This is a genomic window from Nocardia sp. NPDC052316 (genome assembly GCF_044547795.1).
In the GTDB taxonomy this organism is placed as follows: Bacteria; Actinomycetota; Actinomycetes; order Mycobacteriales; family Mycobacteriaceae; genus Nocardia.
Window position 1 is genome coordinate 263,096 of record NZ_JBIUBB010000001.1, and the last position, 13,061, is coordinate 276,156.

Consider the following 13,061-nt stretch of genomic DNA (forward strand, 5'->3'; position numbering starts at 1 on the left):
TGTCCGATTCGTTCAAGACCGCGGCGGGCGCGGCTGGCTACCGTGCGGGTATGACTCCACAACTCGACGTCATCGGCATCGTTGTCACCGATATGAGCGCCTCGGTCGCCTTCTACCGACGCCTCGGACTCAACTTCCCCGCGGGTTCGGAGGAAGCACCACACGCCGAAGCGGCCCTGCCCAACGGTTTCCGGCTGGCACTGGACACCGAGGCCACCATCAAGTCGTTCCACGCCGATTGGGCACCCCCGAGCAGCTCGGGTCGCATCGGGCTCGCCTTCCGCTGCGCCGACCCTGACGAGGTCGACTCCGTCTACGCCGCCCTCGTCGAGGCCGGCTACCACGGCGAACTGAAGCCGTGGGATGCGTTCTGGGGCCAGCGCTACGCCGTCGTGCAGGACCCGGACGGCAACGGCATCGACCTCTACGCCGCGCTCCCGGCCACGGACTGAACCCGCAATCGGGGGTAGGTCCGCACGATGGCCTGGGTGAACAATCCGGACGCGGCGGCAGGCTGAGTGTCAGCCGATCAGCGACAGCTCTTCCCGCGCCTCGGCGGACCGACTCAGCACCTGCCCCAACGGCATTCCCGTGAGGTCACGCATCTCACGCGCCAGATGCGCCTGGTCGGCGAACCCGGTCGACGCCGCGATATCGGCGAACGACATGCCGCGCCGTGCCAACGCCAGCGCCCGTTGCATGCGCAGCACGCGCGCCAGGGTCTTTGGCCCGTACCCGAACGCGGTCAGCGAACGCCGGTGCAGCAGCCGGGCATTCAGCCCCGCTGCCTCGGCGGTCGCCGCCACCGACCAGCCCGCGTCCAACGCCGCGACCACCCGAGGCAGTACCGGATCGGGTGGCGCCACCTCGGCCGCCCGCCGCAGCGCGATCCGTTCCAGCGCGGCGACCGGGTCGTCGGCGGCCGCGAGTTGCTCGGTCAGCCGCCGCACCGTCCCCGAGGCCCAGAGATCGGCGAGTTCGATCCGCTGGTCCCGTAATTCGTGTGCGGGCACCCCGAGCAACGCGGGCGCGGTCCCCGGCGCGAATCGGAGCCCGACGTAGCGCGTCCCGAGCGCCGCGGTCGGCCGGAAAGCTCGCGTGTCCGGTCCGGCGACCACCAGGGCCCCGTCCACCCACAGCAGGTCGATGCAGCCGTCCGGCAGCACCGGCAGGGCGGTATCCGCGTCGGTCACCGTCCGCGTCCACACCGCCGCCCGCTCGAACCGCGACGGCCGCTCCCGATACCTCTGTCGGTCCCAGGACTCGTCCACCCCTCGACGCTACCGCCGCCCACCGACACGCTGCGCCGGCGGCAACGCAACCCCGTGCGCGGAGTCACCGTGGCGTCCGCACTGTTCGCGGGCACCCGAAACCGGGTCAGCGTTGGGCGGGAACCGGCAGCACGCCGCGCGGGACAACGCGCACGAATGCATCGGGGTGCGCGGCAGCGATTTTCGATTCCGGGTCTTTGCAGCCGACGGTGACATCACCGATCGGCGCCGCGGAAAACGTCCACACCGTCATCCAGTCCTTGCCATTCACCGATTCGGTCTTTTTGACATCTGAGGACCGCAGGTCTTCGTTCCGGCCGGAACTGTCGACCACCGTGCAGCGCAGCTCATTTGCGGCCTGTCCCCAGTCCGCGGGCACCCGAATATCCATCACGGCGTCGGCGGGTACGGCGACTTTTTTGGTCTCGCCGAGCGCGATCCGCACGCCGCCACCGGTTTCGCTCTCCTCGCCGGAAGCCGGTGTGGTCTCGGGCGAACTCGAGGTCGCGGCGTTACTCGACGAGGTCGATTCCTGACTCGCCGACTTGTCATCGGAGCACCCCGCCACGAGTGCGACCAGCGCCGGAACCAACACCCAGATCAGTTTCACAGGTCAAACCCTCTCGTCGCGCCCACTCTCCAGGCGATTGGTACGGATCAGCGATCGAGCACCGCGGTGTGCGCATCCTGACCACGTGCACGCCGCCGATAGACAGAGCATGACAACTTCGGAGTCGAATGGAGACTACACGCGCCCGAAAACCGCCGATTTATTCGGTAATTTGCCGGAGTAATGTTGGCTCGTTGGTTGTCCGCATTACCCACGGAGACTCGTCTGATGACTTCACCTGTCGTGTTCAACGCGGTCGAAATTTCCCTGCCGGACGGCACCGCCGAGGCCTACTTCGCCCACCCCGACGACGGCGCACAACATCCAGGTGTGCTGTTCTACCCGGATGCGTTCGGCCTGCGACCGTGGCTGCGCGAGATGGTGGAAACCATTGCGGCACACGGATTCGCCGTGCTCGCGCCGAACATCTTCTACCGGTCCGGTCGCGCACCGGTGCTGCCCATGCCCGACTTCGGCGAACCGGACGCCCAGGCGAGGTTCTTCACCGCCTTGGCTCCGATCCGCGAGGCGCTCACACCCGACAAGGCCATGCAGGACGCGCACGGCTACCTCACCTGGTTGTCCGGCAACGACCTGGTGGCGCCGGGCGCGCTCGCGACGACCGGCTACTGCATGGGTGGCAGGCTCGCGCTGCGCACCGCTGCGACGTTCGGTACCCAGGTGGCCGCGGCCGCCAGCTTCCACGGCGGCTTCCTGGCCGCCGACGACCGGCCGGACAGCCCGCACCACAACGCGGCCGACATCACCGCCGAACTGTTCATCGCGCACGCCGACCACGACTCGTCCATGCCGCCGGAACAGATCGCCCACCTCGAACAAGCCCTCGACAAGGCCGGCGTGCGCTACACGTCGGTCACCTATCCGGACGCCGCCCACGGTTTCACCATGCGGGACACGCCCGTCTACCAGGAGGACGCCTACCAGCGTCACCTGCACGATCTCCTGGCATTGCTCCGCCGCGCCTTCCCTGCGGAATAAAGGCCCTATCATCCGATGTTTCGGCTGGAGGCGGTACCGCCTCCAGCCACGGGCCGGACTGTGCCGTCACACGACCGACCGGCCGGTTTACGGGGGGCGTTATCCCCGGAACCGCTGGTTCCGCATAGTGTTGTCGGCAGGCGATCATCGGGAGGACCACATGGCCGAGCTGGTGTGGATGGAGGAACGCGACACCGGGGCGGAGTATCCGCGTGGGTGACCAACGGGGCGCGGCCGCCGCGACGCAGCGCTACTCGGCCTTCACCGGGTACCGCCGAGCAGCCCTGACGACCACCACCACGACCCGGCCCGTCTTCATCGGCGTCGCGCTGATCGTCAGCGTGCTGCTGGTGTACGCGGCACACCCGGCGGCACAGGAAGGCCCGGACCACGCGTGGTTCCTCGGCATCGCGGTGGCCGGCGTCTTCGTGGCCCGCGGCCTGCATCTGCGGCGCCCGATCACCCTGCCGCACTTCACAGCCGCCATCCTGGTGCTCGCGATCGCCCATCTCGCCTACCGCGCGGGCCATCCCGGCTACGGCGTCGTGCTGCTCGCCGCCAGCGGTTTCATCCTGGTGCTGCCGCAGTCGAGCAAGCCGCAGCCCGAACAGCTCTACCGCGTCGCCGAACTGGTCGGCCGCACCGAGCGCGACCCGCTGGCCCCGTTCGCGCTGCACTCCTCGAAAACCTATTTCTTCAACGCCGATTCGACCGCGGCGATCGGCTACCGGACCCGCTTCGGCATCGCCGTGGTGGCCGGCGATCCGATCGGTGACCGCGCGGCGTTCCCCGAACTGCTCACGGAGTTCTCCGATTTCGCGGTCAACCAGGGCTGGCGCGTCGCGGTGCTCGGCGCGAGCCCGGCGCTGGCCGAGCTGTGGCGGCGCCGCGCGCTGGAACACCGTGGGCTGCATGCCGTCCCGATCGGGCGCGACGTGGTGCTCGAGGTGGACGACTTCGCCATGGTCGGCAGGCACTACCGCAATCTGCGCCAAGCGGTCAGCCGCACCCGCAATTTCGGTGTCGCCACCGAGATCGTGGACGAGTCCGCACTCACCGATCAGCAACGCGACGGCCTGCTCGCCATCGTCGACGAATGGGGCAGGGGCAGGCAGACGCGCGGCTTCTCGATGATCCTCGACCACCTGCTGGACGGGCGGAACCCCAACATGCTGGTGGTCATGGCCAAGGACGCGGACGGGACGCTGTCCGGCTTCCAGCGTTACGGCATGTCCAACCGGGGCCGCGAACTGAGCCTCGATGTGCCGTGGCGGCGCAAGGACGCCCCGAACGGCCTGGACGAGCGGATGATCATCGACCTGGTCGACTACGCCCGCGAGCACGACATCCATCGGATCTCGTTGGCGTTCGCCCCCTTTCCCGAGCTGTTCGCGGACAAGCACAAGTCGCGCACCGCGAAGCTCATCTATGTGCTTGTGCACCTCGGCGATCCGCTGATCCGGCTGGAGTCGCTGTATCGGTTCCTGCGCAAGTTCCACGCGCTGTCGGACCAGCGGTATGTGCTGATCCGCTGGCGCGAGGTCGTCATCGCCGCCGCCGCGCTGCTTACCCTGGAGTTCGCACCGCACCGCCGCGAACATTGAGGAAGCCGATGGAACTGACCCACACCGATATCAAAGCCGCCGCCGCCCGGGTGGCAGGCCGGGTGCGACCGATCGCGGTCGCCGCCGCCGACGACGGTGCGGGACAGTTGTGGTTGGCCCTGGAGTTGATGCAGCACACCGGCAGCTTCAAGGCGCGCGGCGCACTGAATTTCCTGCTGACCCACCAGGAGAACGGCACGCTGCCGGACGCGGGCGTGACGATCGCCTCCGGTGGCAACGCCGGGCTGGCGTGCGCGTGGGCCGCCCGCGAACAGGGCGTCCGCGCCACCGTGTTCCTGCCGACCACCGCGCCGAAGGTCAAGGTGGACCGGCTGCGCTCCTATGGCGCCGAGGTCACGCTGATCGGCACGCAGTACGCCGACGCCCTCGCGGCCAGTCGCGAATTCGCCGCCACGACAGGCGCTTTGCTGTCCCACGCCTACGATAATCCGCTCATCGCGGCGGGCGCGGGCACACTCATGGCAGAGATCCACCAGCAACTGCCCGACCTGGACACCGTGGTAGTCGCCGTCGGCGGCGGCGGACTGTTCGCCGGAGTAACCACCGCCGCAGCTCATTACGGCGTGCGGACGGTCGCGGTGGAGCCGAGAGACTGCCGCGCACTCAACGCGGCGATCGAGGCGGGGCAGCTCGTCGATGTCGAGGTCGACTCGGTCGCCGCCGACTCCCTCGGTGCCCGCCGGGCCACCCAGTTGGCGCTGCGGGCCGCGCAGAGCTACGACGTCGTCTCGCTGCTCGTCGACGATCCGGCCATCGTCGCGGCGCGGCGCGCCTGCTGGGAGGAGCGCCGCCTCGCCGTCGAATACGGTGCCGCCACAGCACTTGCCGCGGTGTTCGGCGATCAGCCCGCTTACCGGCCGGCGCCCGGCGAGCAGGTGTGCGTCGTGGTGTGCGGTGCGAATACCGACCCTTCGGATCTGGCGACGTAGGCGCTACCACTCACACTCAGTACGAGACCGACGGTCATGCGACCGACGAGCCGGCGGCAGGCGGTCGTGCGACCGACGGATCCGCGGCGAGCGCCCGTTCCCTCCACGGATTTCCGGCGAACACCACCGCGCGGCGCTACGCTCGTACCGTCTTCGATCCCGACGGAAGCACTTCCATGGCGCTCGCATCCCGCATGGTTCCCCTCGGTACCCCGGCACCGGATTTCGCCCTGCCCGACCTCGATCAGCAGACGCACTCGCGCGCGGACTTCGCCAACGGGCCCGGACTGCTGGTCGTCTTCGCGTCCAACCACTGTCCCTATGTCAAGCACCTCGAGTCGGCGCTCGGCGCGCTCGTCGATTCGCTACCCATGCCGACGGTGGCGGTCTGCACCAACGACGCGGCCGCCTACCCCGACGACGCCCCGGTCCACCTGCGCGACCAGGCTATTCGCGCGGGCTGGACGTTTCCCTACCTGATCGACGAGTCGCAGCAGGTCGGCCGCGCCTTCCAAGCCGCGTGCACGCCCGACTTCTTCCTCTACGACGCGTCCCTCGCGCTCGCCTACCGCGGCGCCTTCGACGAATCCACACCCGGCAACGGAAAACCGCTGACCGGCAATGAATTACGGACCGCTATCGAATATGTCCTGGACGGTAAGCCGGTGCCGGAGCCACACCGGCCCAGTATGGGCTGCTCGATCAAGTGGCGGGCCGACTGAAACACCCGCGACCAGCGCCTACTCGGCGCCCTGATAAGTCCGACGAAAGGGGTGGGACGTTGGCAACTATCGTCCTGGTACACGGCATCGCACAGGAGCAGGCGGCGGCCGACACACTGGAAACCCAATGGCTGCCGGGACTGGCGGGCGGGGTGCGCAATCACGGCGACAACGAGCTCGCCGATCGCCTCTGGCGCAACGGCCTGCCCGGCGACATCTCGACTCGAATGGCGTACTACGGCAATAAGTTCCTGGCCAAGGGCGCCCAGGGCAGCGCGGTGGGCGACCTCGACGACGAGCAGCTCGAGCTCATGGAACAGCTCGCCGAGGTGTGGTTGGCCAACGCCGCGGAGCACGCGGGCGACCAGCGCGACCGCGCGACCGCCCAGCGGCTGACCGCCGTGCCGCCGCCGGACGCCCGGCCGCAGGGCGTCAAAGCCGCGCTGCGCCCTGCCCTCAACGCGCTGGTCCGGCTGCGCTGGTTCGCGCCGTTCGGTGTCGGGCTCGCCGAGAAGTTCGTGGTGCGCGCCCTTTCCCAGGTCAGCCGCTACTTCACCGACGAAGAGGTGCGCGAGTACGCCCAGCAGCAGGTGCTCGCCCATGTCGGCCCGGACACCAAGCTCGTCATCGCGCATTCCCTCGGCTCCGTCGTCGCCTACGAGGCGCTGCACCGGGTCGACCAAGAGGTCACCTTGCTGACCATGGGTTCGCCGCTGGGCCTGCGCACCGTCATCTACGACCGGCTTCGCCCGCAACCGTCCACCGTCCCCAAAGCCGTGGGCAACTGGTACAACCTGGTCGACCGCGACGACCTGGTCGCCGCCCACCTCGACCTCGCCCCGTACTTCCCGCCGTTCCCTGGCTCCGACGTCACTCCGATCACCGAGGAGCCGCTGGACAACGGTGCGAGCCCGCACGACTCCACGCACTACCTGACGAAGGCGATCACCGGCGGCATCGTCTCCAAAGCGCTGGCAGGTTAACGCTGTTCGACGGTCTCCCCCAGCGGCACCTGAGACCGCCGACGATCGCGCCACCACATGACCGCCGCGACGGCCAGACCCATGGCCGTGAGCGCCGCGCCGACCAGCGGAAGCGACCGCAGGCCGGTCCCTTCGTCGATCACCCAGCCGCCGAGCCGACCCGCGCCCGCGGCGGCCAGCTGAAAGCCCGACGCGTTGACCGCGACCGCCAGCGTCGGTGCGACGGTTGCCGCGGCGACAACCCGCGTCTGCATCCCGGGAATGATCGCGAAGGCGAGCGCACCGACCACGAAAACCATTGCTGCCGCGCCGATTCGGTTACCGCCGACCAACCAGAACAGCGACAGCGCGCCGGCCAGCGCCGCGAGGAGACCGGCCACCGACCCCAGCAGTGACCGGTCGGCAAGCCAGCCACCCAGCTGGTTTCCGACGACCGCGCCGACGCCGTACACCAGCAACAACACCGGCACCGCACGCGCCGAGAACCCCGCGATATCGGTCAGCAACGGCGTGATGAACGTGAAAACGGTGACCACGCCGATATTTCCGAGCGCGGTGAGCCCGATCGCCCACCACACCTCACGGTCACCGAACACGCGCAGCTCACCGAGTACCGAGCCGTCCGCCGTGCCCGGCTGTTCCGGCATGAACCGGAGTACCAAGGGCAGTGCGGCGGCTACGCACAGCGCCACGGCCACGAAAGTCGCGCGCCAGCCCAGGCTTTGGCCGATGGTGGCGCCGATCGGCGTGCCGAGCACGATCCCGAGATTCATACCGAGCGCTACCCGCGCCACCGCCGCGGCTTCCTTGCCGGGCGCCGCCGTCGAGACGGCGGTAGCGATCGCCACCGCGAAGAACGTAGCGACCACAAGCCCCGCGACTCCCCGGGTCGCCAGTAGGGCCGGGTAGTTCGGCGCGATCGCGGACCCCAGATTCGCGAGCACCGCAACCAGCATCAGCCCGACAACGAGCCGTTTGCGCGGCACCCGCGCCGTCAGCACGGTGACCACCGGACCGCCGACGATCATGCCGATCGCGTACGCGGTCACCAGCATGCCCGCGGCGGATACCGAAACAGATACTCCCCCAGCAACTTCCGGCAGAATCCCGGCGATCACGAACTCGCCGGTGGTGAGACCGAAAACCACCAACATCAACGAAAAGACGGCAGGCCGCATCACAGCATCCCTCAGATAGTTCTAACTCAAATGATCCGAACTAGAACTATCACAGTTCGAACCAAGAGCGCTAGACTCGGTGCAATGACGCGGCAGCCTCCCCCAACGGTGGACACCGAACTCGACCGGGACGTGTGCAAACTCGTGCATCAGTTCACCCACCGGCTCGACGTGCACGTCCGCCGCGTCGCCGAGCAGCTCGAACTCACCCCCTCCCAGGTCATCGCCCTGCGTGAGTTGTCCGAGCCGATCACCGCACGCGAACTGGCCACCCGGATGTCCTGCGAGCCGTCCAACGCGACCTTCGTCCTCGACCGCCTCGAACAGCAGGACCTGATCCGCCGCGAACCCCACCCGAGCGACCGGCGGGCCAAGCAGATCGTGCTGACCCCGACCGGAAAGCGCCGTCGCGCCGCGGCGGTCGAGCTACTCGGCGCCGAGTCCCCACTGACGTCGCTCACGCCCACACAACAGCGGGCCCTGCGCGATCTACTGCATGCGATGGCAGCCGAAACGACCACTTGATATAGACATACGTACGCACGTATTGTTTTATTCATGACGCTGGCGAGCCCCACCACCGAAGAGACCGATCCGTTCTGCATCCCACCCCTGGAAGCCGCAGCGCTTCTCTTCGACGCGCCTTGGCGACGGTTTGCCGTGATCGGTGACAGCCTGTCCGCAGGCACCAGCGATCCGACGCCGGGGTACGCGACGCTCGGCTGGCCCGACCGCGTCGCGGACGTCCTGCGCCGCGTGCGGCCCGACTTGGCCTATCTCAATATCGCGGTGGTCGGGGCGACCACCGCGGAAATCCTGCGGCACCAAGCGGATCGGATGCGCGAATTCGCGCCGGACCTGCTGCATCTGCCCTCGGGCGCGAACGATATCGTCCGCCGCACACCGAATTTCGGCGAGATCGAGCAGACGCTGCGGGACATGTACCGGATGGCGGCAGACACGGGTGCCCAGCTGACCACCTTTGCCCTCAGCAAAAACTATGTCGTGCCGGTCTTTCCGGACTTTCACGACCGCGTCCGCCGCCTCAACGACATCAACCGCGCACTGGCCGCGGAGTTCGACGCCGCGCTGATCGACATGTGGGACCACCCGGTGAACGATCGCTCGAACCTGTTGGGCGCGGACGGCATTCACTTCTCCACCGCGAGCCAGGCGGTCCTGGCCAGCGAGGTCGTCAAGCAGCTCGCACACCTGCTCGACACCCCCGTGCCGCGGGCCGCGGCGGACGGCCCGCGGCGGATCGGCTACTGATCCGCGTGCGGCAGATGGGCTTTCGCCTCCTCGTAGCCGCCGGCGGGCGCCGCCTCGTCCTTGGTGTAGACGAGGTGCAGCACACCGGTGGTGAAGGTTTCCGAGGAAAGCAGCCGCAGCGGCAGCGTCGTGTCGCGGTCCTCGAACAGCCGCAGCCCCTTGCCGACCACGATGGGGTGCACCAGCAGATGCAGCTCGTCCAGCAGCCCGGCGTCGAGCAGCTGCCGGACGACGGAGACCGACCCGCTCATGGCGATATCGCCGCCCGGCTCGTTCTTCAGCGCGGTCACCGCCTCGATCAGCTCGCCCTTCAACACCTCCGAATTGCGCCAGGTGAGGTCGAGATCCTGATGCGAAACGACAATCTTGCGGGCATCGCCGAACGACTTGGCCATCTCCGCGTCCTCACCACCCGCGGTTTCCCGGTCCGGCCAGGCCGCCGCGAAACCCTCGTAGGTGACGCGGCCGAGCAGCATGGTGTCGGCGCTGCCCATCTGCGCGGTGACCGCAACGCCCATCTCGTCGTTGAAGTACGGGAAGTGCCAGTCCTGCGGATCGGCGACAACGCCGTCGAGGGCGGCGAACAAGCCTGCGGTGATTTTCCTCATCGTTCGAACTCCTTGATCAGTAGTGCCTGTGTTGCCTGATCTGACGGAGTAGCGAACGGAAACTCATCGGCCCGCGGCTCAGACCCGTTCGGCCTCCACCACCCAGATGGGCAGCAGCATAGAGCCGTCCTCGTCGTAGTCGAGTTGTACACCGTCGCGTTCGAAGACCTCCTGCAACGTGGGCGTCGGCTTGATCGCGGTCAGCTTGCCGCTGCGGAACTCGGTGAGGTGCCAGTCCGGGGCACCGAAGGCGCTGCGCAGTTCGTCCTCGCCGATCGCGTACGGGGCATAGGCGTCGCTGTATTCGGCTTCGCAGAAACAGAATTGGATCAACCGCCCGCCTGGCCGGAGCACCCGGTGCACCGCCGACACATACGCCTTGCGCTGTTCCGGATCGAGGCAATGGGCGAGGGCACTGCTGACCACGGTGTCGAACCGGTTGTCGTATCCGGCGAGCACGGTCGCGTCCGCGACGGCGAACGACGCCGCCACACCGCTGTCCGCCGCCCGGGCGCGGGCCGCCTCGATCGCCGTCGGCGCGAAATCCAGCCCGGTGACCCGATAGCCGAGACCGGCCAGATAAACACTGGTATCCCCTCGGCCGCAACCGATGTCGAGCACGTCGCCGCTGATCCGGCCGGCCTGTTCGAACTCGACGAGCAGCGGTTGCGGCCGGTCGATCTCCCAGGGGAGCCGGTCCATGGTCACGCCTTCGAAGGGGGTGCCGCTGCTATAAGCATGTTCGTAATCGATCGTCGATGGGACGACTCGGGGTGTTCCGTCATTCTCGGTCATAACCAACCTGTCCCTAGCCTTGATGGTGGATCGGGATTCGACGGATGAATTCTATCGAGATACGGAGCGGGTTACTCCGGTTGACGTGACATCCTTCCGTGCTGGTCAGGCCCTCGATCGCGGCCCGTGGAAGGCCGCTCGATAGCTGTGCGGGCTGGTGCCGACGATCCGCTTGAACCGATCCCGGAATGCGGTCGGCGACCCGAAGCCGACCTGCCCCGCGATCCGGTCCACCGGATGGCCGGTGCATTCGAGCAGGTACTGCGCCTGGCGGATGCGGGCCCGCAGCAGCCACTGCAACGGCGTCGTCCCGGTCTGTTCACGGAAGCGGCGGTTGAGCGTGCGGGTGCTCATCCCGGCCTGCGCGGCGATGTCCGCCAGGGTCAGGTCCTTCGCGAAATTGTCCTGGAGCCAACGGGTTATCGGCTCCAATGCCGAGCCGCGCGGGGTCGGCGGCTGGTCGTGCACGATGAATTGCGCCTGTCCCCCTTCACGTTCCAGCGGGACCACCGACAGGCGGGCGACGTCGGCGGCGATCGCGGAGCCGTGATCGCGGCGAATCAGGTGCAGGCACAGGTCGATTCCCGCGGCCGCGCCCGCCGAGGTGAGCAGCTGACCGTTGTCCACGTAGAGCACGTCCGGGTCGACGTCGATGGCGGGGTAGCGGGCCGCGAACTCGGTGGCGGCGGCCCAGTGCGTGGTCGCGCGTTGTCCGTCCAGCAGGCCGGTGGCGGCGAGGACGAAGGCGCCGACGCAGATCGAGGCGATTCGAGTGCCCGCGGCGGCCGCCTGCCGCAGCGCGTCGAGCACGTCGTCGGCGACCGGCAGCATGGGGTCGGCGCGGCCGGGCACGATGATCGTGTCGGCCTCGGCCAGCGCCGTCAGGTCGAACGGTGGTTGCAGCGTGAACGCGCCGGCGTCCACCGTCGGCGCCGCACCGCAGACCCGTACCCGATAGGCGGGCCGACCGTCGGGCAGCCTGGCGCCGCCGAACACGTCGATGGGTGTTGTGAGGTCGGAGGGGATGACCTGGTCCAGTGCGAGAACAGCCACCACATGCATGGCACCATGCTAGGTCGCTGCCGGATTCGCGCCAATGGCGGTGAGCTGCCCATGTTGATAAAATTACGTGGTCAGAGGAGTTGGCCAGAATCGACCGATGTATGGCAGTTTCGCCTATTCCTCGTCGATCGGATCGCCGCTAACCTCGCCGCTGTGACGAAGTTTCTGCTGTCGGTCCACGTGCTGGCCGTGATCCTCGCCGTCGGACCGGTGACGGTCGCGGCGAGCATGTTCCCACCGACCACGCGGCGCGCCCTGACGGACACCGGTAGCGAACCCGCCGTGCTCACGACGCTGCACCGCATCTGCCGCGTCTACGCCTACCTCGGGATCCTCGTCCCGATCTTCGGCGCGCTCACCGCGCTCAGTCTCGGCGTGCTCACCGACGCCTGGCTCATCGTCTCCATCGGCTTGACCGCCGCCGCGGGTGGGGTGCTCGCGCTGCTCATCCTGCCGGGCCAGCACAAGATCCTCGCCGACCTGCCCGGTGCGACGCCCACACTGATCCGCCGGCTCGGCATGGACACCGGCATCTTCAACCTGCTGTGGGTCGTCGTCACCGTGCTGATGATCGTGCGTCCCGGCTCCACCACCGGGGCTTAATCGGGGGCAGGCATGTGCCTGATCGTCTCCCCGCCCTTGGCGTGATGCAGCCTGCCGAACTTACTGTCGAGCAGGTGCGCCATGCTGTCGGCCGCACCGCGCACCGATTCTTCGACCGACCCCGCACGATGCGTGGCCGCCACCGGGTTCTGGCCGGCGGGCCGAGCCTCCAGCACGCACTGCTTGTCCTCCGGCCCGCCCTTCTCGCCGTTCTGGTCGCTCAGATGGGCCTCGACCCGCGTCAACTGATCGCTGAAACGATCGAGCACCGAGGCGATCTCGGTCTCCGCCCACCGGTTCAGGTCTTCGCCGCCGTGGATGCCGCTTCCGGTATTGATCTGGATCTGCACAGCTCTCTCCATTCCGTTAGGTAGCAAACTCCACGAAACCGACACTACCTGCGC

At 68.0% G+C, this 13,061-nt stretch carries 16 protein-coding genes; 9 read left to right on the top strand and 7 right to left on the bottom strand.

The annotated features are described in order from the left end of the window. Positions 1 to 50 precede the first annotated feature (50 nt). Entirely contained in the window at positions 51 to 452 is a 402-nt protein-coding gene (locus ACIHA7_RS01090) for a VOC family protein (protein WP_397284261.1), read from the top strand. Positions 453 to 521: 69 nt separating this feature from the next. On the opposite strand, the gene ACIHA7_RS01095 is transcribed toward ACIHA7_RS01090, so the two are convergent. Next, a complete protein-coding gene (locus ACIHA7_RS01095) occupies positions 522 to 1,271 on the bottom strand; it encodes a helix-turn-helix domain-containing protein (protein WP_397284263.1) in 750 nt (249 codons plus the stop codon). Between the two features lie 106 nt (positions 1,272 to 1,377). After that, positions 1,378 to 1,716: a hypothetical protein gene (locus tag ACIHA7_RS01100; protein ID WP_397284265.1), complete on the bottom strand. Its 339-nt coding sequence runs from the start codon at positions 1,714 to 1,716 to the stop codon at positions 1,378 to 1,380. A gap of 393 nt (positions 1,717 to 2,109) precedes the next feature. On the opposite strand from ACIHA7_RS01100, the gene ACIHA7_RS01105 reads away from it, so the two are divergent. The 5 genes from ACIHA7_RS01105 to ACIHA7_RS01125 all read left to right on the top strand — a co-directional run bounded on the left by ACIHA7_RS01105 (position 2,110) and on the right by ACIHA7_RS01125 (position 7,139). Beyond that, positions 2,110 to 2,880 carry a dienelactone hydrolase family protein gene (locus tag ACIHA7_RS01105; RefSeq protein WP_397284267.1) on the top strand — a complete coding sequence of 257 codons (771 nt, stop codon included), beginning with the start codon at positions 2,110 to 2,112 and terminating at the stop codon, positions 2,878 to 2,880. Positions 2,881 to 3,092: 212 nt separating this feature from the next. Then, positions 3,093 to 4,484 (top strand): bifunctional lysylphosphatidylglycerol flippase/synthetase MprF, encoded by a 1,392-nt coding sequence (locus ACIHA7_RS01110; protein WP_397284269.1) that lies wholly within the window; start codon positions 3,093 to 3,095, stop codon positions 4,482 to 4,484. Positions 4,485 to 4,492: 8 nt separating this feature from the next. Further along, positions 4,493 to 5,434 (top strand): threonine/serine dehydratase, encoded by a 942-nt coding sequence (locus ACIHA7_RS01115; RefSeq protein ID WP_397284271.1) that lies wholly within the window; start codon positions 4,493 to 4,495, stop codon positions 5,432 to 5,434. A 176-nt stretch (positions 5,435 to 5,610) separates the two neighbouring features. Next, on the top strand, positions 5,611 to 6,156 hold the full coding sequence (locus tag ACIHA7_RS01120) for a thioredoxin family protein (RefSeq protein ID WP_397284273.1): 546 nt from the start codon (positions 5,611 to 5,613) through the stop codon (positions 6,154 to 6,156). A gap of 59 nt (positions 6,157 to 6,215) precedes the next feature. Continuing rightward, positions 6,216 to 7,139: a hypothetical protein gene (locus tag ACIHA7_RS01125; protein WP_397284275.1), complete on the top strand. Its 924-nt coding sequence runs from the start codon at positions 6,216 to 6,218 to the stop codon at positions 7,137 to 7,139. On the opposite strand, the gene ACIHA7_RS01130 is transcribed toward ACIHA7_RS01125, so the two are convergent. Next, a complete protein-coding gene (locus ACIHA7_RS01130; protein ID WP_397284277.1) occupies positions 7,136 to 8,317 on the bottom strand; it encodes an MFS transporter in 1,182 nt (393 codons plus the stop codon). The two genes, ACIHA7_RS01125 and ACIHA7_RS01130, sit on opposite strands and share 4 nt — an antisense overlap. 84 nt (positions 8,318 to 8,401) lie before the next feature. On the opposite strand from ACIHA7_RS01130, the gene ACIHA7_RS01135 reads away from it, so the two are divergent. Beyond that, complete coding sequence (locus ACIHA7_RS01135) at positions 8,402 to 8,842, top strand: MarR family winged helix-turn-helix transcriptional regulator (RefSeq protein ID WP_397284280.1); 441 nt, start codon at positions 8,402 to 8,404, stop codon at positions 8,840 to 8,842. Between the two features lie 33 nt (positions 8,843 to 8,875). Further along, positions 8,876 to 9,589 (top strand): SGNH/GDSL hydrolase family protein, encoded by a 714-nt coding sequence (locus ACIHA7_RS01140; RefSeq protein WP_397284282.1) that lies wholly within the window; start codon positions 8,876 to 8,878, stop codon positions 9,587 to 9,589. On the opposite strand, the gene ACIHA7_RS01145 is transcribed toward ACIHA7_RS01140, so the two are convergent. From ACIHA7_RS01145 to ACIHA7_RS01155, 3 genes are all read right to left on the bottom strand, one after another. After that, positions 9,583 to 10,197: a dihydrofolate reductase family protein gene (locus tag ACIHA7_RS01145; RefSeq protein ID WP_397284284.1), complete on the bottom strand. Its 615-nt coding sequence runs from the start codon at positions 10,195 to 10,197 to the stop codon at positions 9,583 to 9,585. The genes ACIHA7_RS01140 and ACIHA7_RS01145 overlap by 7 nt on opposite strands. A gap of 78 nt (positions 10,198 to 10,275) precedes the next feature. Then, complete coding sequence (locus ACIHA7_RS01150; protein ID WP_397284287.1) at positions 10,276 to 10,899, bottom strand: class I SAM-dependent methyltransferase; 624 nt, start codon at positions 10,897 to 10,899, stop codon at positions 10,276 to 10,278. Positions 10,900 to 11,097: 198 nt separating this feature from the next. Next, positions 11,098 to 12,054 (bottom strand): GlxA family transcriptional regulator, encoded by a 957-nt coding sequence (locus ACIHA7_RS01155; RefSeq protein WP_397284289.1) that lies wholly within the window; start codon positions 12,052 to 12,054, stop codon positions 11,098 to 11,100. Between the two features lie 153 nt (positions 12,055 to 12,207). On the opposite strand from ACIHA7_RS01155, the gene ACIHA7_RS01160 reads away from it, so the two are divergent. Then, on the top strand, positions 12,208 to 12,657 hold the full coding sequence (locus ACIHA7_RS01160; RefSeq protein ID WP_397284291.1) for a hypothetical protein: 450 nt from the start codon (positions 12,208 to 12,210) through the stop codon (positions 12,655 to 12,657). Here ACIHA7_RS01160 and ACIHA7_RS01165 read toward each other — a convergent pair. Then, positions 12,654 to 13,007 (bottom strand): HPF/RaiA family ribosome-associated protein, encoded by a 354-nt coding sequence (locus ACIHA7_RS01165; RefSeq protein WP_397284293.1) that lies wholly within the window; start codon positions 13,005 to 13,007, stop codon positions 12,654 to 12,656. The two genes, ACIHA7_RS01160 and ACIHA7_RS01165, sit on opposite strands and share 4 nt — an antisense overlap. Between the last annotated feature and the right edge of the window lie 54 nt (positions 13,008 to 13,061).